The following is a 23,843-nucleotide window of genomic DNA, read 5'->3' as shown; positions in this document are numbered from 1 at the left end:
GATATGATAAGCTTCAGATAGAGTTATCACATCCAGTGCAGAGGAGGCAAATCTATGAGCCGCTTGATCACAGGCAACATATATTATGGATTTCAGGTCGTTAATGAGGAATTTATCCGGGAGATCGATTCCGCCGTATTCACGATGGAACATCTGAAGAGCGGCGCCAGGCTGCTTTTCGTGCAGAATCAGGATGACAACAAGGTATTCAGTGTGAGCTTCAGGACCCCGCCTGAAGATAGTACAGGGGTCTTTCATATTTTGGAGCATTCCGTATTGTGTGGTTCGGAGAAATATCCGGTGAAGGAACCTTTTGTAGAATTGCTAAAGGGTTCGATGCAGACATTCCTGAATGCATTTACGTTTGGGGATAAGACGATGTATCCGGTGGCAAGCCGGAATGAGCAGGATTTCTCCAATCTGATGGAGGTCTACCTGGATAGTGTTTTTCAGCCGAATATTTATAAGCAAAAGGAGATTTTTGAGCAAGAGGGCTGGCATTACGAGCTTCAGCAAACAGAAGCTGAGCTGATCTATAAAGGCGTGGTTTACAACGAGATGAAGGGTTCCTATTCCTCGCCGTTTACGGTACTGATGGACAGGATCAAAAAGTCGTTGTATCCAGACACGATTTATCGTCATTCTTCAGGTGGAGATCCGCAGGAGATTCCTGCGCTTACGTATGAGCAATTCCTTGAGGCGCACAGCAATTATTATCATCCGTCCAACAGTTATTTTTATCTGTACGGAGACGTCTCTATTGAAGAGAAGCTGCAATTTATAGACCAGGAATACCTTAGCCGTTATGAAAAAAACAGCTTTGATACCTCCATTCCCCTACAACAGCCTACCGGAATGACGGAGCTGGTAGCGGATTATCCGATTCTGGAAGCAGAAACGGCCGACGACAAAACTTATTTGAGTCTGAACTATGTAATTGGAACCTCTACGGATCGGGAACTGAATCTGGCTTTTGATATTTTGAAAAGCATGCTGATGGACAGCAATGCAGCTCCGCTTAAGCAAGCCCTGCTGGAAAGCGGTCTGGGCAAAGATGCCTTTGCTTTTTATTCCGACAGTATGGTTCAGCCGCTGCTTGGCATTACTCTGACACATTCGAACGCTTCCGCCAAAGATGCCTTCGTGGAGCTGGTGAAGACCACATTAAGCAGTTTGGTTAAGAACGGGCTGGATGAGAAGCTGGTGCTGGCGGCGGTCAACAGCAAAGAATTTGAGCTGCGGGAAGCGGACTTTAGCCGATATCCAAAGGGACTTACTTACAATATCGAAGTGATGAAGTCCTGGCTCTATGACGGTCAGCCGTCTACTCATATGCTTTATGAAGAGGTATTCACTACCATTCGGGAAAAGATAACGGATCGTTATTTTGAGAAGCTGATTGAGGTCTACTTACTGAACAGTGATCATTGCAGTCTGGTGGTGCTGAACCCGTCCAAGACGATTGCAGCCGACAAGGAAGCGAGCACCCAGCGTCAATTAAGTGAATACAAATCATCACAGCAACCAGACCAGCTGGAGCAGCTTGTGCAGAGTACACAGCATCTTCTGGCGCGGCAAGGTCGTGCAGATGCAGCCGAGGATTTGCAGAAGCTGCCAAGTTTATCTCTACAGGACATTAACCGCAGTGCTGAACCTCAGGTGCCATCCCATGAATATAACCTTGAGGGTCTAAAGCTGATCCACCATGACGTATCTACTCAAAAGATTGCGTACTGCAAGTTTTATTGGGATACGAGTGTTGTGGCTCCTGAGCAAATTCCTTATCTTGTGCTGCTGGCAGAGGTATTGGGCCAAATGGAGACAGCTTCTTACAGCATTGAAGAGCTCACTAGTGAAATTGGGATCAAAACCGGAGGCATTCATTTCAAAAATGAGATCTTTGGCGCTGCAAAAGATACTGGGGCCAGTTATCAGCCTAAATTCACTGCGCAGGTTAAGGTGATGGCGGGGCATATTGGCGAATCGCTGGATCTGCTGCGTGAGATGCTCTATACCAGCGCGCTCGATAGCTTGACGAAGCTACAGGAAATCGTCCGGCGGGAAGCCTCACAGATGGAATCCGTCCTGAATCAAAAAGGTAATGAAATCGCGGCCAGCCGCCTGATGTCTTATTTTTCGGACATGGGAGCGTATCAGGAACAACAGGGTGGCGTGGCCTATTACCGCTTTATCCGTGAGCTTGCCGAGAAGATCGATCAGCAGGGAGCTGAGGTGGCAGACACGCTGAAGGATATCTGTACGGTTTTATTCAATAAACAGAATTTAATCATCAGCGTGACGGGTACCCCTGATTTGTATGAAGAATTCGCCGCTAATGTAGCGAAGCTGGATATTCAGGATCGGCCAGTGGTGAATAAACCTAAGATTACGGCGCAGGGGCATGCGGATAATGAAGGTTTTATGTCTTCCAGCCAGGTGCAATATGTGGTTAAAGGCTACGACTTCAACAAGCTAGGATTTACGTATTCCGGCAAAATGCAGGTGCTCAAAAAAATCATGAGCCTCACCTATCTGTGGAATGCCGTGCGCGTGAAGGGCGGAGCTTATGGCGGCAGCCTGATGCTGCGCAGAGATGGGATATTGATGTTCACTTCCTACCGTGATCCCAATTTGCAGGAGACGCTGGAGGTTTATGATCAGGCGTACCGATTCACCGAAGGATATGAAGCGGATGCCGACGAGATGACCAAAGCAATTATCGGCACCCTGTCCATGTTGGACCAGCCGCTGAGCCCAAGCGCTCAGGGACGGCGGGCGGACCGGCATTATTTTGAACAGGTGACCGGTGCCGAGCTGCAGCAGGAACGGGATGAAATCTTGTCGACCACACCGGAAGACATCAGACAGTATGCCGATTTGCTTAAGGCTGTGACGGAACAAAATTATTTCACAGTTGTCGGCAATGAATCCAAGCTGAAATCAACAAAAGTCTTATTTGGAAACCTAGAAGAACTTGTGATGTAATTCTCTCTATAAACTCCTCTTTTGTACCTGTCTACTCGACAAGTGCTGGAGAGGAGTTTTTTGTATTTAGTTAGAATCTTGACAGTTAGAGTTCTATCTATTATGATAATGATGTTACTTAGAGTTCTAACTAATCCGCAAGAGGAGGAAATAACAATGAACAAACCCGTGGTAGACACACCATTTTCTAATTTAATACGAGAGATTGGGATAAAAATAAAAGGTACAGCTGACACCAGGTTAAATGAGTTAGGTCTGAACTCACAACAAGGCCGCATGATCGGCTATATTTTTGAGAATCAAGCAGAAGGGGTTATTCAGAAGGATTTAGCGGAGGTCTTTAACAGGAAGGGGGCGAGCATTACCAGTATGCTTCAGGGGTTGGAGAAGAAAGGGTATATCCAGCGTGTCACTCCTGAAAATGATGAACGTCAAAAGAGTATTTTTGTATTGGAAAAAGGTGCTCTTTTAGTGGAAGAGTTCAATGAGATTTTCTCTGAGGTAGAAGCAAGCATTACTAAGGCGCTTAGTCCGGAAGAAACTGCAACCCTAAAGTCGTTACTTCAAAAAGTTAGTTCAAGTTTATAAACGTTCGGAGGTTCACTTATGACAAATGAGTTCTCAAATCAATATTATTTAGAGTCGGCGCCCATGAAAAAAGCGATCGCTCATTTATCGATTCCCATGATGATTGGGATGTCTGTGGGTACTATTTATAATGTAATCAATGCTTACTTCATCGGCTTATTACACAATACCAGTATGCTGACCGCAATCACGCTGGGCCTGCCTATTTTCACCGTTTTAATGGCTTTTGGAAATGTGCTGGGGGTAGGCGGAGGAACATTTATAACTCGCTTGGCGGGGCAAAAAGAGACGGAAAAAGGGAAAAAGGTTGCCGGATATACTTTTTACGGGAGTATTGTAGTGGGGCTTCTTATCGCGCTCATCGCTTGGTTAGCTATTAATCCGATCACGCGAATGCTTGGTGCAGATGCTGCTACCTTAGACTTTACGAAGTCTTATGTGCTCACTCTTTTTGCAGGCGGATTTGCTGTTGTGCTTAATTTTGCTTTGGAACAACTGGTCCGTTCGGAAGGTGCCTCGAAGGAATCGATGTATGGTATTTTTATCAGTACGGCTTTAAGTTTGATTTTTGATCCTTTATTTATTCTCGTGCTGAATTGGCATGTTGCCGGAGCTGCTTTGGCTATGGTTTTAGCAAATTTGGGCTCTGCCATTTATTATATTTACTTTTTGGAAACGAAAAGTGAGCATTTAAGAGGATTTTTGAAGCATTTCAAGATATCTGTACGAGATCAGCTTGAGGTTTATAAAATAGGTACAGCCGAGCTATTGCAAGCCAGTTTTTTAATTGTCAGCACGCTTTTGTTAAATAACTATTCCATTCAATATGGGGAGAGTGTGGTCGCCGGATTTGGTGTGGCTTTAAGAATTGTGCAGATTCCAGAATTTTTATCGATGGGTTTATTTTTGGGATTGATTCCGCTATTTGCTTTTAACTTTGCTAGTAAAAATACGGAGAGACTTAAATCCAGCATCAAATACGCTTTTGCATATATAGGCAGCATTGCAGTTGTTTTTGTAAGTCTAGTATATGTGTTTAGAGGAACGATTCTTCATTGGTTCTCAGGCGATCCTTCTGTGTTAAGCATGGGAACTTATATTTTGGCAGCGATGCTGATCTCCGCTTTATTTAATGGATTTACCGGATTATTTATGAGCATTTTTCAAGCAACAGGGCAAGGCACACCCACTACTATTATGGCGATAAGCCAAGGTGTATTATTTATACCGATGATTATCGTATTGCATTCTATTTTTGGCCTGCATGGTGTGATTTGGTCGATGACTGTGACTGAGGTAATAACGAGTGTGATGGGTATGGTTTTGTTTATGATTTTTCGGAAAAAGCTGAATAGTGCGGGCGTTGATGGAAAAGGTGCTGTAGAGGTTACGCCGGTATAACGCGATTGCTTTATGTAAAACTCAATATGGATTTTGTTTACTGCGGGAGCTTGGCTCGCGCTTTTTTTGCGTTGTGCAAAAGGAATATAAAACTGCTGGATCGGTAAAATTCGTTCCAAAATGAACAATTCTAGTTCTTATGAAGACTGCTTACTTTTTCTACAATTATGGATAAGTAAAGGAGGAGAACTATGATACGCAAAAAAAGGCTTCATCTTAACATGGACACACGCGAAGCGATGGCGGGATATTTATTCGTTGCTCCGCTTATGCTTGGGCTGATCATCTTGACGTTGATCCCGGTGCTGGGCTCACTGCTGTTAAGCTTCACGGACTGGAACTTTGTGGCTGGGTTAGGGGGGATTAAGTTCGCGGGCGTAGATAATTTCATCAGACTGTTTCATGATGATGCTTTTATGAAAAGCTTGCTGAACAATTTGCTCTTTATTATCACAGTACCGGTTACGATCATCGTTGCCCTGCTGCTGGCTATCCTGATTGATAAACAGGTTTTTCTGAAGGATTTGTTTAAAGTGATTTATTTCCTTCCGTACATTTCCAGTGTAGTTGCCATCGCTATGGTTTGGCAGGTTATGTTTCACCCTTCACTGGGACCCGTCAATCAATTCCTGATGTCACTGGGGTGGAACAACCCACCCAAATGGTTAGCGGATATCCATTATGCTCTGCCGTCGCTGATGTTGATTCAAGTCTGGATTCAGCTCGGTTACAACATTATTATTTTTATTGCAGGTTTACAGAGTATTCCTAAGGATCTTTATGAAGCGGCTGATATTGATGGTGCCAACGTCTGGCGCAAATTCCGCAACATCACGGTTCCCTGCATTTCGCCAACTACCTTTTTCCTGCTGGTAACAGGGGTTATCGGCTCATTTAAAATCTTTGATCTGATACAAGTATTGACCCAGGGTGGACCGGCTAACTCCACGACCGTTATCGTCTACGAGTTATATGATACAGCCTTCAATCAGCTGAAGACGGGTTACGCCTCTAGCATGGCACTCGTTCTGTTCCTTATTTGCCTGATCATTACAGCCTTGCAGATGTTGGCGCAAAAAAAATGGGTCAACTATTAAAGGCGGAAAGGAGAAATTACAGTGAAAAAAGAGCTTTTATCCAGAACCTTCTGGACCATTGCCATGGGACTGCTAGGTATCGCATTTCTTTTACCGTTCCTATGGATGTTATCCACTTCCTTTAAGCTGGAGAAAGATGTGTTTAACTTTCCGATTCAATGGTTGCCACAGCAGTGGAACCTCATTGAAAATTATAAACAGGTGTGGTCGGGTGACTTTGCTCGCTATTATGGAAATTCCATTTATATTACGCTGGCTACGACTATAATTAATGTGCTGATATGCGCACTTGCTGCTTATGGGTTCTCCAAGCTACGTTTTCCGGGCAGGGATGCGATGTTTATAGTTGTATTGGCACTTTATATGGTTCCTCCGCAGGCATCGTTGGTTCCACAGTTTCTACTGTTTAACTGGCTGAATTTGATTGACACACATTTGGGATTAATCCTGATTAACAGCTTTAGTATTATTGGAGCGTTTATGCTCAAGCAATTTTTTATGGGGGTAAACAACGAGTATCTTGAATCGGCGCGGATGGATGGAGCAGGGCATTTTCGCTCTTTTCTACAGATTGCCTTTCCGCTGATCCGTCCCGCTGTAGCTACTTATGCTATTTTGCGCTTTATTTGGACCTGGAACGACTATCAATATCCACTCATTTTTTTGAAATCCAAGGAGCTGTTTACGATTCAGCTGGGGATCCGGTTGTTCGGGGACCAATACGGTGATGTCTATTCACTCATGATGGCTGGTGCGGTATCTGCAATTCTGCCGTTGCTGATCATTTTTGCACTCGGACAGAAGCAGGTTATTGAGGGAATTGCCCTCGGAGGTGTGAAAGGATAATAAAAGTCAAAATAGTTTCTCTTCGGTAGAATATGAGAACTTTCCTCGTCAATCCTGCATGTTAGGATGTTCTTGTAAGCAGTTACATAGTCACTGGTTGTTAAGCAAGTGATGCCCAACACATTTATAGGAGGGTCTATATGAAAAAGAAATTATTATCTGCATTCATCATCACATCGATGGCGTTATCATTGGCCGCTTGCGGCGGAAATGCGAAAACCAATAATGCAGGAGCGACTAATGCACCCGATGCTGGTGGAAATTCAAAGCCTGCAGCAGAGAAGGTTACCCTGAAGCTGAGCACCTGGCAGACAGAAGCCAAAGCGAAATGGAGCACGATTATCGCGGAGTTTGAGAAGACGCATCCCGGTATTCATGTGGAAGTAGATTTGCTGAACGAAAAAGGTGATTCGGTTGCCTCTATGCAGAAGCTGGATTTGATGGCGGCTGCGAGCGATCCGCTGGATATTGTCGAACTGCCTTATACCAACTATTCACAGCGTGCAGATATCGGTTTGTTGGAACCGATGGATGACTATATTCAGAAGGAAGGTTATAAACTCGCAGATGAATATCTGGTGGACACTACGGTCAATGGCAAAATCTATGCATTACCGTCTTCCATGCAGCGCTGGTTCGTGCTCCTTAACAAAGAAATGTTAGATGAGGCGGGCCTTCCGGTTCCGACCGACTGGACATGGGCGGATTTCGAAGAGTATGCCAAGAAATTGACCAAGGGTGAGGGCGCAACGAAACGTTTTGGTGCGTATTTGCATAATTGGCCGGATTATTTCCAGCTCCAGCTGATGAGCAAGTCTACGGATAATACTTTTCTAAAAGCTGATGGAACCTCCAATGCACTTGACCCGCAATTTAAGGCTAACCTGCAGATGATGAAGAAAATGATGTACGAAGATAAGAGTGCCACTCCTTATGAGGATATTATTTCGCAAAAACTAGCCTACCGGAATCAGTATTTTAACGGTTTAGCAGCGATGCTTCCGATGGGCGACTGGATGGTTGCGGAATCGGGTGGAACGGATGCCATTCCGGCAACCTTTGTTACCGCGTTTGCGCCAATCCCCCGTCTTGACAGTGAGAGCAAACATTACTCACCCGTACAGCCGACCTACATGGGAATAGCCGCTAAATCCAAGCATAAGGAGGCTGCCTATACCTTTGTGCGCTGGTATACCTCAGAAGGACTGGAAATCGGTGGACGCGTTTTCTCTGGCTGGGCCAAATCGGATACGAATAAATTAGTGGATACAATTGTGAGTGGTTCTAAGGATTCCTCTAAGATTGATGTAGATTCTCTGAAATATACGATGGAGAACTCGACACCTGGTGCAACGCAGGTTCCGGCTAAATATGCGGATGAAGCTAAGAACAACGTTATTCCAGAAGCGGAGATGTATCTCCTTGGCCAACAGGATCTGGATGTCACAATTGCCAATATCGATAAAAAAATAACGGAAGTTGTTCAGAACAATAGCGGAAAGTAAGCGGAGGCTGATTGTACGCTTTTAAAAGGGGGCTTATAATGTGGGGGCAGGAAAGCATTTCTGCCTCCTGCTCCAAATTCAAACAGATGTGGGGCCTGTAATCCGTGTTTAGAAAGCATCAATCCCTCCGTAAGAAACTTGTCTGGTCATCGCTGATCTGCGTGCTGATCCCGCTTGTCTGCATTTACATGGTTACTGATTATTTGACCCGGGATCTCATTCTGGAGAAAGCGGTTGGTAGCGCAAGAGAATCTTTAAATGCAGCCAGCGCCAATATGAATGCCATATTTGAACAGACACTGGAACAGTCCAACTTTGTGCTCCAGAACAGCGAGATCAGGCAGATGATGTCTGCCGATTCAGAGTCGCTCCGTGCACCAAAGCAGATCATTCAGTATAACCGTATGTCGCGGATGCTGGATGATATGTTTGTTTTAACAGAATATTTGAAGGTGACGTTAATCGGAAAAAATGGTTTGATTTATACCAGCTATCCTTACAGTGACTTTAACCCGAAAAATTTCTACAACAAAAATTGGACATCGTTGCTGAAACAAATTCAACCCATTTCGACTTATTGGAGAGCGGAGCACGATACGTACTACAATTATTCTGATAAAGGCTCAGCTGATTGGGTAACCATTGCGAGGCCGATTCAATCGACCTCCAGCAGTACCATCGGATATTTAATTATTAATATCAATGAGCGTAAGCTCCGTCCTTATCTAAATAACGATAATGATAAAGAGATGATGCTTTTGGATGACAAGGGAACTGTAGTTTCCCATGCTGACAAGACCCGAATCGGAGAGACGATGACGTGGTTGAAAATGGATGGCGAGCTTGACACTGTGGAAATCGACGGAGAGAAGTTTTTATATGTTGATCAGGAGCTGAGCAGTAACAAATGGCGGATGGTCAGCATTATCCCGCTGAAGGCAGCCTTGTCCAAAAATAAGCAGATTTTATTCATCAGCCTGGCGGTGCAGATTCTTTTTTTTACCTTGTTTTCCGTTCTCTTAACTGTTCTAATCTCAAAGCTGACTCAGCCAATCGTAAAATTAAGCGCTTTTGTAAAGCGAATAGGTCGTGGTCAGTTGGATGAACGTTCGTTCATTCGAGGGAATAATGAGGCAGCACAGCTCGCCCGCACCATTGACCAGATGCTGGATCGGATCGAGTCTATGATTGAACAAATCACTTATGAACAGACGGGAAAAAGAAAAGCCGAACTAGAGATGCTGCAAGCGCAGATCAATCCACATTTTATGTTTAATCTGCTGAATTCGATTCGCTTAAATATCCTGATGCAAGGCGATCGGGAGAATGCTGAGTTGATTGGTTCACTGTCGTCTTTGCTCCGGATGACCTTTAACAGAGACAATGAGTTTATCCCGCTTCGTGAGGAGACAGATACGATATCGCATTATGTCACTTTAATGAATTTCCGCCATGCCAATCAGGTCAGGCTGGAAATGAATTTAGCGGACGGTAGCGCTGAAGCACTGGTGCCTCGATTTATGATTCAACCCATGATCGAGAATGCCATCATCCATGGCTTCGAGCAGTTTGGTGGCGAGATTTTTATTGAAGCTCGTATTGTTGCAACTACGGGAAGCTTGGTTATCACCATTAAGGATAATGGGATCGGGATGTCGCCGGAAACTTTAACAAGACTTCGTGAAACCGCATACAGCAGCGAAAAAATTACAGAGGAGGACAGAAAAGGGTTCTCTGGCATAGGTTTACGCAATGTGGCCCAACGCCTCAGTATGATTTATGGCGCTTCTTTTAAGCTGAATATTCAAAGTGAACCTGATGTGGGCACAGAGATTTGTCTGGAGTTTCCTCTGGATTACGGAAAGGTGGGTGTGGAGAATGCTGACGGCAATATTGGTGGATGATGACTATCCGGTTATCCGTTATTTGTCGCAGGCCGTACCTTGGAGTGAGCTCGGTATTGAACTCATCGGATGTTATTATAGCGGTCTCGAGGCTTGGGAAAAAGCACAGCAGAGTCCACCAGATCTTATTATTACCGATATTGGCATGCCCAAGATGAACGGGCTGGAGATGCTGGAGCTATTCAGAGCTGTGCAGCCCGGAATCCGTGCGATTATTCTCTCCTGCCACAACGAATTCAAATACGCCCAGCAAGCGCTGAAATTAAACGTAGGAGAATATATTTTAAAAGAATCACTGGATATTGAGCAGTTACAGCAAGCGATTAGCACCCTTGTGGCGGAAGTGGGACTGAATAGGCAGCAGCATACAGAGATGCTGGTTTATAAGCAAAAGCAGTCTCAAAATCGCGCCGCGCTGAAGGAAAAGTTTCTAAAAGATACCTTGTATCAATCCTGGGATAAGGGGGCTTGGATCGAGCAGGCCCGATCAAACGGAATTATGATCCATGCCAAAAACTATATCCCGCTGGTTATTGTAATTGATCGTCCAGAGGAAGCTTCAAGGGTGCGCCGGATGAGTGAATATACGATTTCTTTTGCGGTTGAGAATATTATGCAGGAAGTGCTTGAGGCTGATCACAGTCTGTTTATTTCGAGATACAGCCATAAGGAGATTGTCATTCTTTTTTGCAGCGACCAGCCTTCCAAAGATCACCAGGCTATCTATCACTCCATTCAAAATGCAGCCTCTGCGGTTCAAAAATATCTTAAACTCTCTGTCTCTTGCTTATTTGGCGCTGAGGCGCGCAGTCCTGAGGAAATTCGCGGAACATTGCAGCGGATGCTGAGGGAGAAAATACAGCGCTTTTATCTCCCTGCGGCGGGAATCCACCGTTTTGAAGAAGTCTGCTTTTCCGGAGAAGATATTTATGCTGAATATGGAACCTTGTACGCTGTTATCAATGATGATATTGCCTTGAACAGGAACACGGAGCTTCGCGTTCATGTAAAGGAATGGAGGGAATGGGTGGCCTCGCAAAAATTCCATCCGAATGAAGTCAAGGAATGTGTGCTTCGCTTGCTGATGGACTTGCAGATGAAGACGAAACAGCTTCTGCAATCTCCATTGCCTATAACCGAAGAAAAGCTATTTAGCGTGGTTGGTGACATTGAAACTCTGGAGCATTTGGAACAATGGCTGGTGCAGTACTTGGAGGAATTAGCGCGGAAAATAAGTATGTTCTCCATCAAGTCTAAACGGAGTGAGGTCATCAAAGCCCAGCAGTTCGTGATTAGTCATGTGACGGAGAAAATAACGCTGGAGGACATGGCAGGCCGCCTTAACTTAAATGCCAGTTATTTCAGCCGCTTATTCAAACGGGAAACAAACCAGAACTTCATCGAATATGTAAATATGCTAAAGCTTCAGAAGGCAAAGGAGCTGCTTAACCAATCTGAAAAGACAGTGGAAGAGATCTCCGAGTATCTGGGATATGCCAACAAAAGTTATTTCATCAAGCTGTTTAAACGGGAAATGGGCATGAGGCCTAGTGAATATGCCACTTGGCATTGAGTGTGGACAGGAGGAAACATTGCTGTGGGAATAAAGGGCACTAAAAATGAATTACAGATGTTCCTAAATGAACTATATACTCCACTGGAGCGCAGATTTACCTCTGGTTGTGCAGGAATTAATATGGGCGCTACAGGATCGATATACAATGAAGCTACAGCGCTTATGGAAGCTTTCGCCCGTCCTCTATGGGGCCTTGTTCCCCATGCCAGCGGTGGAGGGGAAAGTGCACTCTGGCCGATGTTTCTGGAAGGGATCATCAACGGAACAGACCCGGAGCATGAAGAATATTGGGGGCAATTTACTACCAAAGATCAGCGTATGGTAGAGCAGGCCGTGTTGGGACTGGGGCTTGCTCTTGCACCACATAAAATGTGGGAGCCGCTGAGTGACACGCAGAAAATAAATGTATATAACTGGCTAAATCAGATTAATCATGTGGATCGTTCCAATCCGAATAACTGGCTGATGTTCACGGTTCTTGTGAATGTGGGCTTCAAGAAAGTCGGATTACCTTATGATCAGAGCATAATGGATGATTATCTAGCGCAGATCGATAATTACTATCTTGGTGACGGTTGGTATTCCGATGGATTGACCGATCAGAGGGACTATTATATTGCTTTTGCTATGCATTATTATACGCTGATATACGCTAAGCTGATGGCGGATGATGATCCTCAGAGAGCTGCTGTTTATCGGGAAAGATCCGCACGATTTGCCGAGGATTTCATTTATTGGTTCGCTGAGGACGGAAGCGCACTTCCTTTTGGTCGTAGCCTGACCTATCGTTTTGCACAGGTTTCATTCTGGAGTGCGCTGGTGTATGCAGATATGGTTCCTTTTTCATATGGCGTTCTTAAAGGAATCATTATGCGCCATTTTCGTTGGTGGTTTGAACAACCTATTATGGGATTAGACGGACTGCTTAGCATCGGATATGCTTATCCGAATCTAGTCATGACAGAGAACTACAACGCCCCCGGATCTCCGTATTGGGCCTTTAAAGCTATGCTTATTCTTGCCTTGCCAGATGATCATCCTTTTTGGCAGGCGGAGGAAGAGCCGTTGCCTATTTTGAAAGAGGTACGGGCTCTCCAAGAGGCGCGAATGCTTGTGAGTCGTCCGGAAGGAAACAGGCATGTTATTGCCTATACCTCTGGCCAGATGGCTAACTTTGATATGGCCCATAGTGCAGCCAAATATTCTAAATTTGCATATTCCACTCTGTTTGGTTTTAGTGTCCCGAAAGCGGGTTACGGGTTGGTTCAAGGCGCTTACGATTCTACACTCGCACTATGCGAATGTGATGAACACTATCGGGTACGCAGATTCTGCGAGACCTGGGAAATCGGGGACAGCTATGTATATTCCCGCTGGCATCCCTGGAGTGATGTACATGTGGAGACATGGATTATTCCGGCAGGTCTATGGCATGTTCGTGTTCACAGCATTCATACTGCCCGGCGGCTGGATGTAGCGGAGGGTGGATTTGCCATTGGCCAGTCAGCTGGCTTCTCGCACAGTGAACGGGAAATCATTAAGGTATCGAACACTGCTGTTTCGGTGCAGCTGCCCTGGGGAATCAGTGCCATACATAGGCTAAGCGGCTTTGATCGGGGAGAGTGCGTATATCCCGAGCCAAATACCAATCTGCTGAAGCCGCGGACACTTCTTCCGAGCTTGTACTCCAGACTGGAACCGGGAGATCAAGTATTGATATCTGCTGTCTTCGGAGCGACGAATACTCCGGAGAACCAGGCAAGTCTTGCTTCACCGCCGCTTATTCAATGGCACTCGGACGGAAGGGTTGCTGTATACGAACCTAGTAACGATACACTTTTGCATACTGTTGATTTAAGGGAAGGGAGAAACAAAGATGTGGAATAAGGCTATTGAGGATGCGATTCACAAAGTTGGGAGCAATATGGCTAACCATCCGGGCAAACTGCCTCATATCGCTGAGGGGCAACAGTACGAATGGGGAGACAACGACGACTGGATAGAAGGTTTCTATGTTGGGATGATGTGGCTTGCTTATGAATATAGTAAGGATTCATGCTATAAGGAGGCGGCAGCCTCTTGGTTAGGGGACTTCAAGCATCGTCTGGATCAGCACATCGCCCTGGACCATCATGACATTGGTTTCTTGTATACACTGACCGCAGTAGCGGAGTGGAAAATAACGGGCAGCGAAGCGGCGCGAGCTGTCGGTCTGCAAGCTGCGGACACGCTGTGCAAGCGCTGGCGTGAACCAGCAGGGATTCTTCAGGCCTGGGGACTGGAGTGTGACCCGGAGAATGCGGGACGTATCATTATTGACTGCTTGATGAATTTACCTCTATTATTCTGGGCAGCGGAGGAAACAGGAGATAAGCGCTATTATGAAATAGCGCTCGAACATGCGTTTAAGAGCCGGAAATTTCTTGTGCGTGGGGATGCCTCCTCTTACCATACTTTTTATTTTGATCCGGCTACCGGAAATGCAATTCGTGGAGGAACACATCAAGGTTATGAGGACGGATCGACCTGGACACGTGGTCAAGCTTGGGGAATATACGGTTTTGCTCTGGCGTATCGCTATACGCAGAATGAGGATTTTCTTAAGACTTCTAAGAGCCTAGCGGATTATTTTATCAGCCATCTACCGGAGGATAGTGTGGCTTATTGGGATTTCGATGTGCCAGTGGGAGCGGATACCCCTCGCGACAGCTCGGCTTCGGCGATTGCTGCAGCCGGTCTTTTGGAACTGCTCGATCACCTAGGCGTAGACGATCCGGACCGGGCCATTTATGAAGTTGCTTTACACCGTAGTATGAAATCCCTAGTGGAAGATTATGCGACATCTGGAAATCCGGAAGCAGAGGGACTTCTAAAGCATGGTTCTTATCATGTGAGAGGTGGACGTGTGCCTGATGGTCATATGATTTGGGGAGATTATTATTATATGGAAGCGCTGATCCGCTTGCAGACCGGCATCCGAGGCTATTGGTAGTGGGATGTTAGGGTGGGGCAAGGTTTATCCTATAGAAGAAGGAAACTGCTAAGACTAATCTCTTAGCGGTTTTTTTTGTGTGGACTATTATACAAGAGTTTTAAAACGTAGTTATTTACTTGGAATAGTATGAATAAAATCATATCACCACGCGTAAGGTTTAATGTAAGATTTTGATAATTATTAGAAATTAAGAAAAGGGGATCGGGTTACTCAGATATGAATTTAGACTGGGAGTTTATCTACGAGAGTTTGCCGCTTTATGGTGAGGCGATGTGGCTGACAGTGAAGCTAGCGTTGTTAGCTATTGTATTCTCACTCCTTATTGGATTACTGTTCAGTATCGTCTTGTACTATAAGGTCAAAATCGTCAGTGATGTTATTAAGATCTACATTGAGCTTTCACGGAACACCCCTTTACTTGTGCAGCTCTTTTTTCTTTACTATGGCTTACCTAAGATCGGAATTCACTTTAGTGAAATGACCTGTGCGATTGTAGGCATGACATTTTTGGGCGGGAGCTATATGACGGAGGCTTTTCGAAGTGGGTTCGAGGCAGTTAGCCAATCGCAGATTGAATCAGGTCAGAGCATTGGACTGTCTAAGCTGCAGCTGGTCAGATATGTTATTTTTCCCCAAGCCTTTGCGATAAGTATTCCTTCTTTAGGGGCAAATGCGATCTTTCTGCTGAAGGAGACCTCTATTGTAGGTGCCATTGCTTTAATGGATTTGATGAATGTGGCAAAAGACTTGATCGGCATGCATTACAAAACAGCGGAGTCTCTGCTCCTTCTGGTACTCGCCTATTTGGTGTTAGTCCTGCCCTTATCGCTTTTATTGACTTGGGTGGAAAGGAAGGTGAGATATGCAGAATTCGGGGATTGAGGTGCTTTTTGAAGGTTCTAATTTCGAACGATTATTAGGGGGCTTACTTGTAACGATTGAAATTTCATTTCTCTCTATTGGAATCGGTACGTTATTAGGGATCGTTATGGGATTGCTCCGGACGCTGGGATCGAGGCCATTAAGGTTTATATTACGTCTTTATTTGGAGACCTTTAGAATTATTCCGATTCTAGTGTGGCTGTATGTAGTACATTTCAGTTTCTCTCCATTACTTCATATCGATATCAGCGGGGAGGTTACCTCTATATTGGTGTTCAGCTTATGGGGAGCTGCGGAGATTGGGGATCTTGTTCGTGGAGCTTTGCAATCTATGCCAAAACATCAGGTGGAATCTGCCAGGGCGCTAGGTCTGAGCAGCAGTCAACTTTATCGGCATATTTTGATCCCGCAGGCTGTACGCAGAATGCTGCCGGGAATGATTAATCTTGCCACACGAATGATCAAGACAACATCACTGGTGGTGCTGATTGGAGTGATTGAGGTGGTAAAGATCGGGCAGCAGATCATTGAACTCGGCGTGATAAAAGCGCCCACCGCTTCATTCTGGGTATACGGCTTTATCTTTATATTATATTTTTCTGTATGTTTTCCGTTATCCAGACTTTCGAAAAAAGTTGAAAGCAGATGGCAAAATTAAGGCTTAGGAAGGAACGGTTGTAATGGCAGATTCCGGAGAACTCCTGCTGGAGGTTACACAATTACACAAATATTTTGGAGAGCGAAAGGTTCTGGACAGCATTGAATTGCAGGTCGAAAAAGGAGAAGTAATCGTTATTCTCGGTCCCTCTGGCTGTGGAAAAAGTACGTTCCTGCGTTGTCTTAACGGTTTGGAACCGGTTCAGGAAGGGGCGATACAATATCGTGGGCAGAACCTCGCGGGGGCTGCTGTAGATTGGCGTGAAGTTAGGCAGCATATCGGAATGGTCTTTCAAAATTATGAGTTATTCCCGCATATGACGGTTATGGATAACATTCTTCTAGGCCCTCTGAAAGTACAAAAGAGAGAGCTTAAAGAAGCAACGCAGCAAGCGGAACAGCTCTTAGAGCGGGTAGGGCTGCTTGAGCGTAAACTGGACTATCCACGCCAGCTTTCCGGTGGACAAAAGCAGAGAATAGCTATAGTAAGAGCTTTATGTATGAATCCGGAGATTATGTTATTTGATGAAGTGACAGCATCCTTGGATCCGGAAATGGTTCGGGAAGTGCTTGATGTGATCTTAGGGCTTGCTCAGCAAGGAATGACGATGATCATCGTGACTCATGAAATGGGGTTTGCCAAATCGGTTGGGGATCGGATCGTGTTTATGGATCAAGGCAAGATATGTGAGATCGCTGCCCCGCAACAATTTTTTACCCACCCTGCGACAGAACGTGCCCAGCATTTTCTGGATATATTTCAGTACGAAAAATTATAGAAATAGGAGAGGAAGAGAAATGAAGAAAAGTTTGAAATGGCTAACGATGCTGGTAGGTGTAAGTATATTATTGATGGGATTGGCTGCTTGCGGAAATAGTTCGGATAACAACGGAAACTCAGCATCTTCTAAATTCACTTCTATTGAACAGCTAAAGAAGAAAGGGAAGATTAAGATCGGTGTATTTGCAGACAAACCACCTTTTGGTTATGTGGACGCTGAGGGTAAAAACCAAGGATTTGATGTGTATATTGCCAAACGCTTTGCCAAGGATCTGCTAGGGGATGACTCGAAGGTTGAATTTGTGTTAGTTGATGCTGCCAGCCGCGTGGCTTATCTTGAATCCGGTAAGGTTGATATCATTATGGCTAACTTTACGGTCACCGAGGAAAGAAAAGAAAAAGTGGATTTTGCTAATCCGTACATGAAATTATCCTTTGGGATCGTATCCCCAGACAGTGCTCCAATCACTTCCATTGATCAATTAAAAGGGAACAAGCAAAAGCTCATTGTAGCTAAAGGTACGACAGCGGAAACCTATTTTACCAAAGAATATCCGGATATTGAATTGCTCAAATTCGATCAGTACACCGAGATTTTTGCAGCGCTTAAAGATGGTCGGGGGGCGGCAATCGCTAACGATAATACAGAACTCATTGCTTGGGCTAAATCAAATCCTGGATTTACGGTCAGCATTCCTGCTTTCGGGGGTCAGGATACAATAGCTCCAGCAGTGGCAAAGGGGAATAAGGAATTGCTGGACTGGATTAATACAGAACTTGATACCCTTGGTAAAGAACAATTTATCCATCAAGCCTACAAAGAAACCTTAAATGAAATTTACGGTGAAGGATATACTGATGAGCTTGTCGTTGAAGGCGGGAAAATCCAGTAACGGATTGGGAATAACATTGCGGGGGCATCTGAGAAGATGCCTTTTCTACAGATAGACTATTGCAATTTCTATAATGCCGAGTATAATACTGGGTATACACAGAATAAGGAGTCGGTGAAAATGTCTGTCGATGATTATCTGGATCTTTTAAACTACGCCAAAGCAATTAACGATGGACAGTGGCAAGCTGACATCATAGACCGTTTGAATAAGCTGAGCAAGGCTTCTCATGCTGAGACAACAGAACAAAGTGTGAAAGAGCTGTGGATTCAATTCGACGATATAAATGCAATATTAATGGATTTATTTAATAAGCTGAGGGAAAGTGGGGATCCAGTAGAGCAGTACCGGTGGAAAGAGAAAATCTGGGAGTTAAAGCAGGAACGGATTAATCTATCGAAGAAGATTCAGAGTAGATATATCAGGATATAATTTAAGCTCACATTGTAATAATAAATAGAAAATAAAAAAAGGCATGCAGTTAGTCTGCTCTGCCAAACTTACGATGGTCTATAGGCTACTTAGACATTTGCATTCCTTCGCGCATCATTGTCATACACATAGTCATCATTTCATCGCAGTCCTGCATTTTTTTCATCATCATATCCATGTTCATATCCATCATGCCCATTTCAGACATTTTTTCCATGCCCATCTTCATACAGTTCATCTTAGACATCATATCATCCATACACATGTTCATCATCATTTCCATACACATCTTGTCCATTTTTAATTCCTCCCTTCTTTTAAATTACCTTTCTTCCATAAAATACTATACAATTTAGGAACAATCAACGCTAGATTTGATATTTTACTAACTTATTTTTCTTATTTGTCGTAATTATGTATATCCTTACCATACGGATGTTATTAATCAGAATACTTAATTGCGGATGGTGACTATTGGCTAGATTGCCTCAGGTCAGCGTTTTTTTGCGTTCTACAGAGTGAGGAATTAACGAGCCGGATCATCACTCTGGGATAAACGAGAAGACACTGCCATAGGTCCCTGTAAATACGGGCTGACCGAATTTTTGTGTCCATTCCTTGAGTAGTTTATAGGAGACCTTTTTGCTCGTAATTACATAATCGGGCTGATCGTAATTAACGATCTCGGGAAGGTATTCAGAGAATCCGTGCATCGAGCGTTCAAAAGCAGTCCAACCCAATACGCCAAGAGAATCTTTTGTCACGAAGGGATCTTGTCTGCCATCACATAACACATCTCCCCCTCGAAACATGACATAGCCGGATGAACCGTAGTGTGCGAGAACTTTCGGACGTGTACCTTCAGATGTATGCTGCAGAATATAGTCCATTTCATCTATAGGATATTTTTTGGCGTCAATAACTGGTGGTACAAGGAATAGATAAGCAATGTTTAGCAGCAGGCCAACTGCCAGTAACCCTCGTAATGTACTTTGTCGGACTAGAATACCTGTTTTGGTGAACTCAGGAAGCGCATCAAAAAATACAGCCGCAAAATAGGGGATGAACAGCCACATAAACAGGTTTTGCTTGAAGTTTGATACACCGAGGTATAGAATCCCAAGCATAAGAAAAAAACGGAACGGTTTACGCTGGAGTGCAAAAGGAAGTGTGCAGGCAAAGAACAAAAGCAATAGTAAGATGGGCAAGTTCTCCAAGCTATTGAACCGAATCGGCTGCCATTCATTGATCAGCAGGTTAAAGTTCTTTTTCGTAACTGTCAAAATAAACAAGAGACTTTTTACGCCGCCTGGATTTAGAATGCCAACGAACCAGACGAGACTGAAGACTATGATTTTACGCCCATTCAGCGTTTTTTGGATCAAGGATTCAAGCAGAGCCATCCCTGTAAATACAGCAATTACAAGCCATACTCCTGCATGGAAATTGGCAATGGCAATAGAAAGAGCAATCATCGCAGCGGCATATTTCTTTTGAGAACTCATTTGATATTCACGTAAATATACGAAAAACCAGACAATCATAAACGAAGAGATCATCTGTGGACGGCCTTTGAAATAATTATAATAAATCCAGCAAGAAATTAGCAGCACAAAAGGGAGCAGGAGTACATGGTCTTCTTGAAGTCCCAGTTCTTTGCGTGAAACCTTACCCAGCCGAAGCAATCCGAGCACTAAAAAGAACAAGCATACAGCGGTCAAAATATACACACCCGGCCATCCAAAAGCTGCATAAAGCGGGGCAACGAGCAGCTGGAATCCGAATTCATGAGGGACGTAGGGCAGCTTATCTCCGTAAAAAGTATGTATGGCATGATGTAGAACTTGTCCGTGCCCGATCATATATTGTCCTAGCTCTATATGCCAGAAGGTATCGGGATCATTGTAAGAAAATTTAGGGAACATCAGCAAGATAGCGGCTATAACGAATATGCCATACAAAAATTTGTGTATATTGAATTTCATCATTATTTTGTTTTCCCCCCGTTTTTTGTTCAATTATAACGAGACTTTCTTAAGGAATAGTAAAATTTATGAAGCGGAGTGAACACTCATGCATCAACTATTTACGTGGATATCTGAATCCGCGCTTCACCTTGTTAATTCTATGGGTATTTGGGGCATCTGGTTAGGGATGATTCTAGAGAGTGCCTGTATCCCCATTCCCAGTGAGGTGATTATGCTCAGCGGTGGCTGGCTGATTGCGCAAGGCTCGCTTACTTTTATGGAAGTTGCTGTTGCTGGGATATTCGGAAACCTACTGGGTTCCATCATTGCCTATTATATTGGTAAGGCTGGTGGACGCCGGTTATTAGAGAAATACGGAAAATATATTCTCCTGAATGAGCATCATTTGGAGCAATCGGAGCGTTGGTTCGAGCGTTATGGCGAGAGTACCGTATTTTTTACTCGTATGTTGCCCTTTATTCGTACTTTTATCTCACTGCCCGCAGGGGTTGCTGGAATGAAAGCTTGGAGATTCATAACATTTACAGCACTCGGCTGTATCCCGTGGAACTTAGCTTTGATCTATCTGGGATACCGCTTAGGTGACAACTGGGGTATCGTTGAGCAATTTATTCGCCCAATCAGTTATACCATTTGCGGAATCGTGGTGCTTCTTGTGTTGAGGTGGTTAGTACGGAGATTTCGTAACCAGACTTAATGCCAGTTCTTCGGGTGTTTTCTGCTCGGTGAGCCTCCGCAGCTAAATATGGATAAATAAAGGTCAGGAACGTCGAGGCTAGAATTAACTGTTATATGTTGAATGCATTCTATATTCAAGGATAATCTACTTCTGTCTGGGAGGTTTGAAATGAAGGTCAAACGAATCGTCGCCAATATAAACACGAAGGATCTCACGGCAGCTAAATGCTTCTACGAGGATGTGCTCGGTCTTGATTTAATGATGGATCATGGTTGGATTAGAACTTATGGTTTAGACGAGGAGATGAGCATTCAGATTAGTTTTGCCTCACAGGGTGGCTCAGAAACGCCTACGCCTGATCTATCAATTGAAGTCGATGATGTCGATGCTACATTTGAAAGCATGAAGAAAGCTGGATTTCCGATAGAATATGGGCTTGTTGATGAGCCTTGGGGTGTTCGGCGATTCTATGTCCGCGACCCGTTTGGCAAACTTATCAACATCCTTGAGCATAGACATTAGAAGAGTGGTCACAGCGTGCAGAAATCTTGATTGTTAAACTATCGAATAGCGATAGCTAAATGATGACATAAGGCAGCCGATCAGTGGATCGGCTGTCTTTATTCAACTAACGGGCAGGATAGTTGAACATAATCATGCATAACCGTATTATAAGTAAGTATAAATTCATTGGTGAGGGAAGCGTCATATAAAAATTCAATGTTCTTGGTGATTCTTATATTGAATGATTTTCAGCATTCACTGTGAATTTAATGATTAAATGCAGAGATAAATCATATCGAAAGGATAACTTATGAGAAATTTTATTATCTTCGGAGCAAGTAAAGGATTAGGTGAGGCATTCTTCAAAGGATTGCCAGAAAAAGGTGATCGTGTTTGGGTGGTTTCTAGAACTTATCCTAACAATTTAAATCTTGAAGATGGTGTACAGAAATATTGGATTGAGGCTGATTTAGCGAAATCTGATGCAAGCAAGCTGATTGCGAATACAGTAAATGACGTTACAATAGACGTATTAATATATAATGTAGGGATATGGGAGAGCAAAGGCTTCAGGGATGACTATGATTTTGAAAAAGATGACCCAGCTGAAATCGTCAACATCATTAATGTAAATGTTACTTCAGCTATTACCTGCATACAGAAGCTTTTACCGAATCTAAAAAAGTCAGATAACGCAAAAATTTTCTTAATTGGTTCTACGGCAGGTCTTGAACATAATGATTTTACGCAAGTTTCATTTGTAGCTTCTAAGTTCGGTTTGCGTGGTATTGGAAATTCTATAAGGGAGCATGTAAAAAAGTATGGGATCGGTGTGACTTGTATAAATCCTGGTGAAATTGCAACCCAAATTCCATTGGAAGATGGAATTGAGAAAGTCTTGTCTGCGTATGGCGGTACACAGATTCCTCTTCAAGATATTGTTTCTTTAGTTAAATGCTTAATGAACCTTTCCAAAGCCTCTTGTGTAAAAGAAATAAATATTCCAGCAATGTTGGATACAAATGCGTAGTCGACTCCATTGAGAATGATAGTGCGAAAAAGCGAGGTTCTAAGAAACCACTCCATAGTAAAGGAGTGGTTTTCGCTTTATACATGAATGTGTAAAGTTTGGTCAAACTCTAATTTATGCTTAGATATACTACGGTGAGCCGTATCATAAATAACGGTTGAGCTAACGGGATACGATAGTTGAATAATACATTACATTGATAAACAAGTGCTTCGGTATCCTGCTCTTTTTATTAAGCTAATAGGCAGACTAGCGTAAACAAAATGATCAAAAGTATTAACCATACGTAGTTAATTACATTTCGGGATTAGCACAATGATTTTCGGCAGCTTCGTTTGGTTAACGGGGGTAGTTCAAGTAAATGTAAATATTTACTTGCGAACTAATGTTCGATACAATAAACTTGATTCCATTACAAAAAGGAGATGTTGGATATGTATAAACACATTAAAGATTTTGCCGCAACTTGGCAGAATGAAACGGAAGCAACAATGCGGACACTGGAGATGCTGACGGACGAGTCTCTTGGCCAACAGATAACAAGCGATCATAGAACGCTTGGACGTGTTGCATGGCACCTTGTACAGACGTTGCACGAAATGCCATCTCGGACGGGACTGTCTTTCGAAGGACCGGGCGAAGATATGCCGGTGCCAGCTTCGGCAGCAGACATCGCGTCAGTCTATAAGAGGACCTCACAAGCGCTCCTTGATGCTATACAGTCCAGTTGGAAAGATGAGAATCTGCTTATCATGAGCGATATGTATGGTGATCAATGGCCAAACGGCTTAATGCTGGAAATTCTCGTAAAGCATGAGATTCATCATCGTGGTCAGATGACAGTACTGATGCGTCAGGCAGGCCTTCGTGTGCCGGATCTTTACGGCCCGACAAAAGAGCAGTGGGCCGAGTATGGAGCGCTACCTCCAGTAATTTAGAGTAAGATTATATCCGCTTTGGCCGTTTGGCTATAGTGGGATTTATAAGTATTTTATCATGGGATTAAAAGTGGTGGCTTGAATCATAGACAAGAGGATACCATCGGACTGAAACTGTTGATTCTATTGAACTAACGGGAAACAATAGCTTAATCTAAAACG

21 protein-coding genes are annotated in these 23,843 nt (G+C 43.8%); 19 read left to right on the top strand and 2 right to left on the bottom strand.

From position 1 onward, the window contains the following. Nucleotides 1-54: 54 nt before the first annotated feature. From MHH50_RS22545 to MHH50_RS22475, 15 genes are all read left to right on the top strand, one after another. Entirely contained in the window at nt 55-2,985 is a 2,931-nt protein-coding gene (locus MHH50_RS22545) for an insulinase family protein (RefSeq protein WP_340033419.1), read from the top strand. 156 nt (nt 2,986-3,141) lie between these two features. Further along, nucleotides 3,142-3,573, top strand: a complete 432-nt coding sequence (locus MHH50_RS22540; protein ID WP_036683144.1) for a MarR family transcriptional regulator — start codon at nt 3,142-3,144, stop codon at nt 3,571-3,573. A gap of 18 nt (nt 3,574-3,591) precedes the next feature. After that, nucleotides 3,592-4,974, top strand: a complete 1,383-nt coding sequence (locus MHH50_RS22535; protein ID WP_076302667.1) for an MATE family efflux transporter — start codon at nt 3,592-3,594, stop codon at nt 4,972-4,974. A 191-nt stretch (nt 4,975-5,165) separates the two neighbouring features. Further along, the gene (locus tag MHH50_RS22530) at nt 5,166-6,071 is read left to right on the top strand and encodes a sugar ABC transporter permease (RefSeq protein WP_076302668.1); all 906 of its coding nucleotides are present in this window, start codon (nt 5,166-5,168) and stop codon (nt 6,069-6,071) included. A gap of 63 nt (nt 6,072-6,134) precedes the next feature. Next, on the top strand, nt 6,135-6,917 hold the full coding sequence (locus MHH50_RS22525) for a carbohydrate ABC transporter permease (RefSeq protein WP_052097522.1): 783 nt from the start codon (nt 6,135-6,137) through the stop codon (nt 6,915-6,917). A gap of 140 nt (nt 6,918-7,057) precedes the next feature. Next, complete coding sequence (locus MHH50_RS22520; RefSeq protein ID WP_340033418.1) at nt 7,058-8,422, top strand: extracellular solute-binding protein; 1,365 nt, start codon at nt 7,058-7,060, stop codon at nt 8,420-8,422. Nucleotides 8,423-8,526: 104 nt separating this feature from the next. Next, complete coding sequence (locus tag MHH50_RS22515) at nt 8,527-10,326, top strand: sensor histidine kinase (RefSeq protein ID WP_339188046.1); 1,800 nt, start codon at nt 8,527-8,529, stop codon at nt 10,324-10,326. After that, on the top strand, nt 10,301-11,899 hold the full coding sequence (locus tag MHH50_RS22510; RefSeq protein WP_076130272.1) for a helix-turn-helix domain-containing protein: 1,599 nt from the start codon (nt 10,301-10,303) through the stop codon (nt 11,897-11,899). Before MHH50_RS22515 ends, MHH50_RS22510 begins: the two co-directional genes overlap by 26 nt. Nucleotides 11,900-11,923: 24 nt before the next feature. Then, nucleotides 11,924-13,789, top strand: coding sequence for a DUF2264 domain-containing protein (locus MHH50_RS22505; protein WP_340033417.1), 1,866 nt, complete (start codon nt 11,924-11,926; stop codon nt 13,787-13,789). After that, nucleotides 13,779-14,894, top strand: a complete 1,116-nt coding sequence (locus MHH50_RS22500) for a glycoside hydrolase family 88 protein (RefSeq protein ID WP_340033416.1) — start codon at nt 13,779-13,781, stop codon at nt 14,892-14,894. The genes MHH50_RS22505 and MHH50_RS22500 overlap by 11 nt, the downstream gene beginning before the upstream one ends. A gap of 219 nt (nt 14,895-15,113) precedes the next feature. Then, on the top strand, nt 15,114-15,779 hold the full coding sequence (locus MHH50_RS22495; protein WP_076186917.1) for an amino acid ABC transporter permease: 666 nt from the start codon (nt 15,114-15,116) through the stop codon (nt 15,777-15,779). After that, nucleotides 15,760-16,437 (top strand): amino acid ABC transporter permease, encoded by a 678-nt coding sequence (locus MHH50_RS22490; RefSeq protein WP_340033415.1) that lies wholly within the window; start codon nt 15,760-15,762, stop codon nt 16,435-16,437. The genes MHH50_RS22495 and MHH50_RS22490 overlap by 20 nt, the downstream gene beginning before the upstream one ends. A gap of 22 nt (nt 16,438-16,459) precedes the next feature. Further along, nucleotides 16,460-17,215 carry an amino acid ABC transporter ATP-binding protein gene (locus MHH50_RS22485; RefSeq protein WP_076130268.1) on the top strand — a complete coding sequence of 252 codons (756 nt, stop codon included), beginning with the start codon at nt 16,460-16,462 and terminating at the stop codon, nt 17,213-17,215. A gap of 19 nt (nt 17,216-17,234) precedes the next feature. Continuing rightward, nucleotides 17,235-18,110 (top strand): cysteine ABC transporter substrate-binding protein, encoded by an 876-nt coding sequence (locus MHH50_RS22480; RefSeq protein WP_076130267.1) that lies wholly within the window; start codon nt 17,235-17,237, stop codon nt 18,108-18,110. 120 nt (nt 18,111-18,230) lie between these two features. Then, nucleotides 18,231-18,542 carry a hypothetical protein gene (locus MHH50_RS22475; protein ID WP_076277430.1) on the top strand — a complete coding sequence of 104 codons (312 nt, stop codon included), beginning with the start codon at nt 18,231-18,233 and terminating at the stop codon, nt 18,540-18,542. Nucleotides 18,543-18,627: 85 nt separating this feature from the next. On the opposite strand, the gene MHH50_RS22470 is transcribed toward MHH50_RS22475, so the two are convergent. Next, the gene (locus tag MHH50_RS22470) at nt 18,628-18,840 is read right to left on the bottom strand and encodes a hypothetical protein (RefSeq protein ID WP_038572647.1); all 213 of its coding nucleotides are present in this window, start codon (nt 18,838-18,840) and stop codon (nt 18,628-18,630) included. A gap of 244 nt (nt 18,841-19,084) precedes the next feature. Next, nucleotides 19,085-20,530, bottom strand: a complete 1,446-nt coding sequence (locus MHH50_RS22465) for a hypothetical protein (RefSeq protein WP_076218438.1) — start codon at nt 20,528-20,530, stop codon at nt 19,085-19,087. Between the two features lie 85 nt (nt 20,531-20,615). On the opposite strand from MHH50_RS22465, the gene MHH50_RS22460 reads away from it, so the two are divergent. The 4 genes from MHH50_RS22460 (at nt 20,616) to MHH50_RS22445 (ending at nt 23,681) form a co-directional block, all read left to right on the top strand. Then, the gene (locus MHH50_RS22460; RefSeq protein ID WP_076130264.1) at nt 20,616-21,227 is read left to right on the top strand and encodes a DedA family protein; all 612 of its coding nucleotides are present in this window, start codon (nt 20,616-20,618) and stop codon (nt 21,225-21,227) included. A 150-nt stretch (nt 21,228-21,377) separates the two neighbouring features. Then, entirely contained in the window at nt 21,378-21,731 is a 354-nt protein-coding gene (locus MHH50_RS22455; RefSeq protein ID WP_076186911.1) for a VOC family protein, read from the top strand. 292 nt (nt 21,732-22,023) lie between these two features. After that, nucleotides 22,024-22,743 carry an SDR family NAD(P)-dependent oxidoreductase gene (locus MHH50_RS22450; protein WP_076130262.1) on the top strand — a complete coding sequence of 240 codons (720 nt, stop codon included), beginning with the start codon at nt 22,024-22,026 and terminating at the stop codon, nt 22,741-22,743. Between the two features lie 434 nt (nt 22,744-23,177). Next, on the top strand, nt 23,178-23,681 hold the full coding sequence (locus tag MHH50_RS22445; protein WP_076218439.1) for a DinB family protein: 504 nt from the start codon (nt 23,178-23,180) through the stop codon (nt 23,679-23,681). The last annotated feature ends 162 nt before the right edge of the window (nt 23,682-23,843 follow it).

This window comes from Paenibacillus sp. FSL H3-0302 (assembly GCF_037982245.1).
GTDB lineage: Bacteria > Bacillota > Bacilli > Paenibacillales > Paenibacillaceae > Paenibacillus_AQ > Paenibacillus_AQ odorifer.
This window is presented reverse-complemented; position numbering and strand designations above follow the sequence as displayed.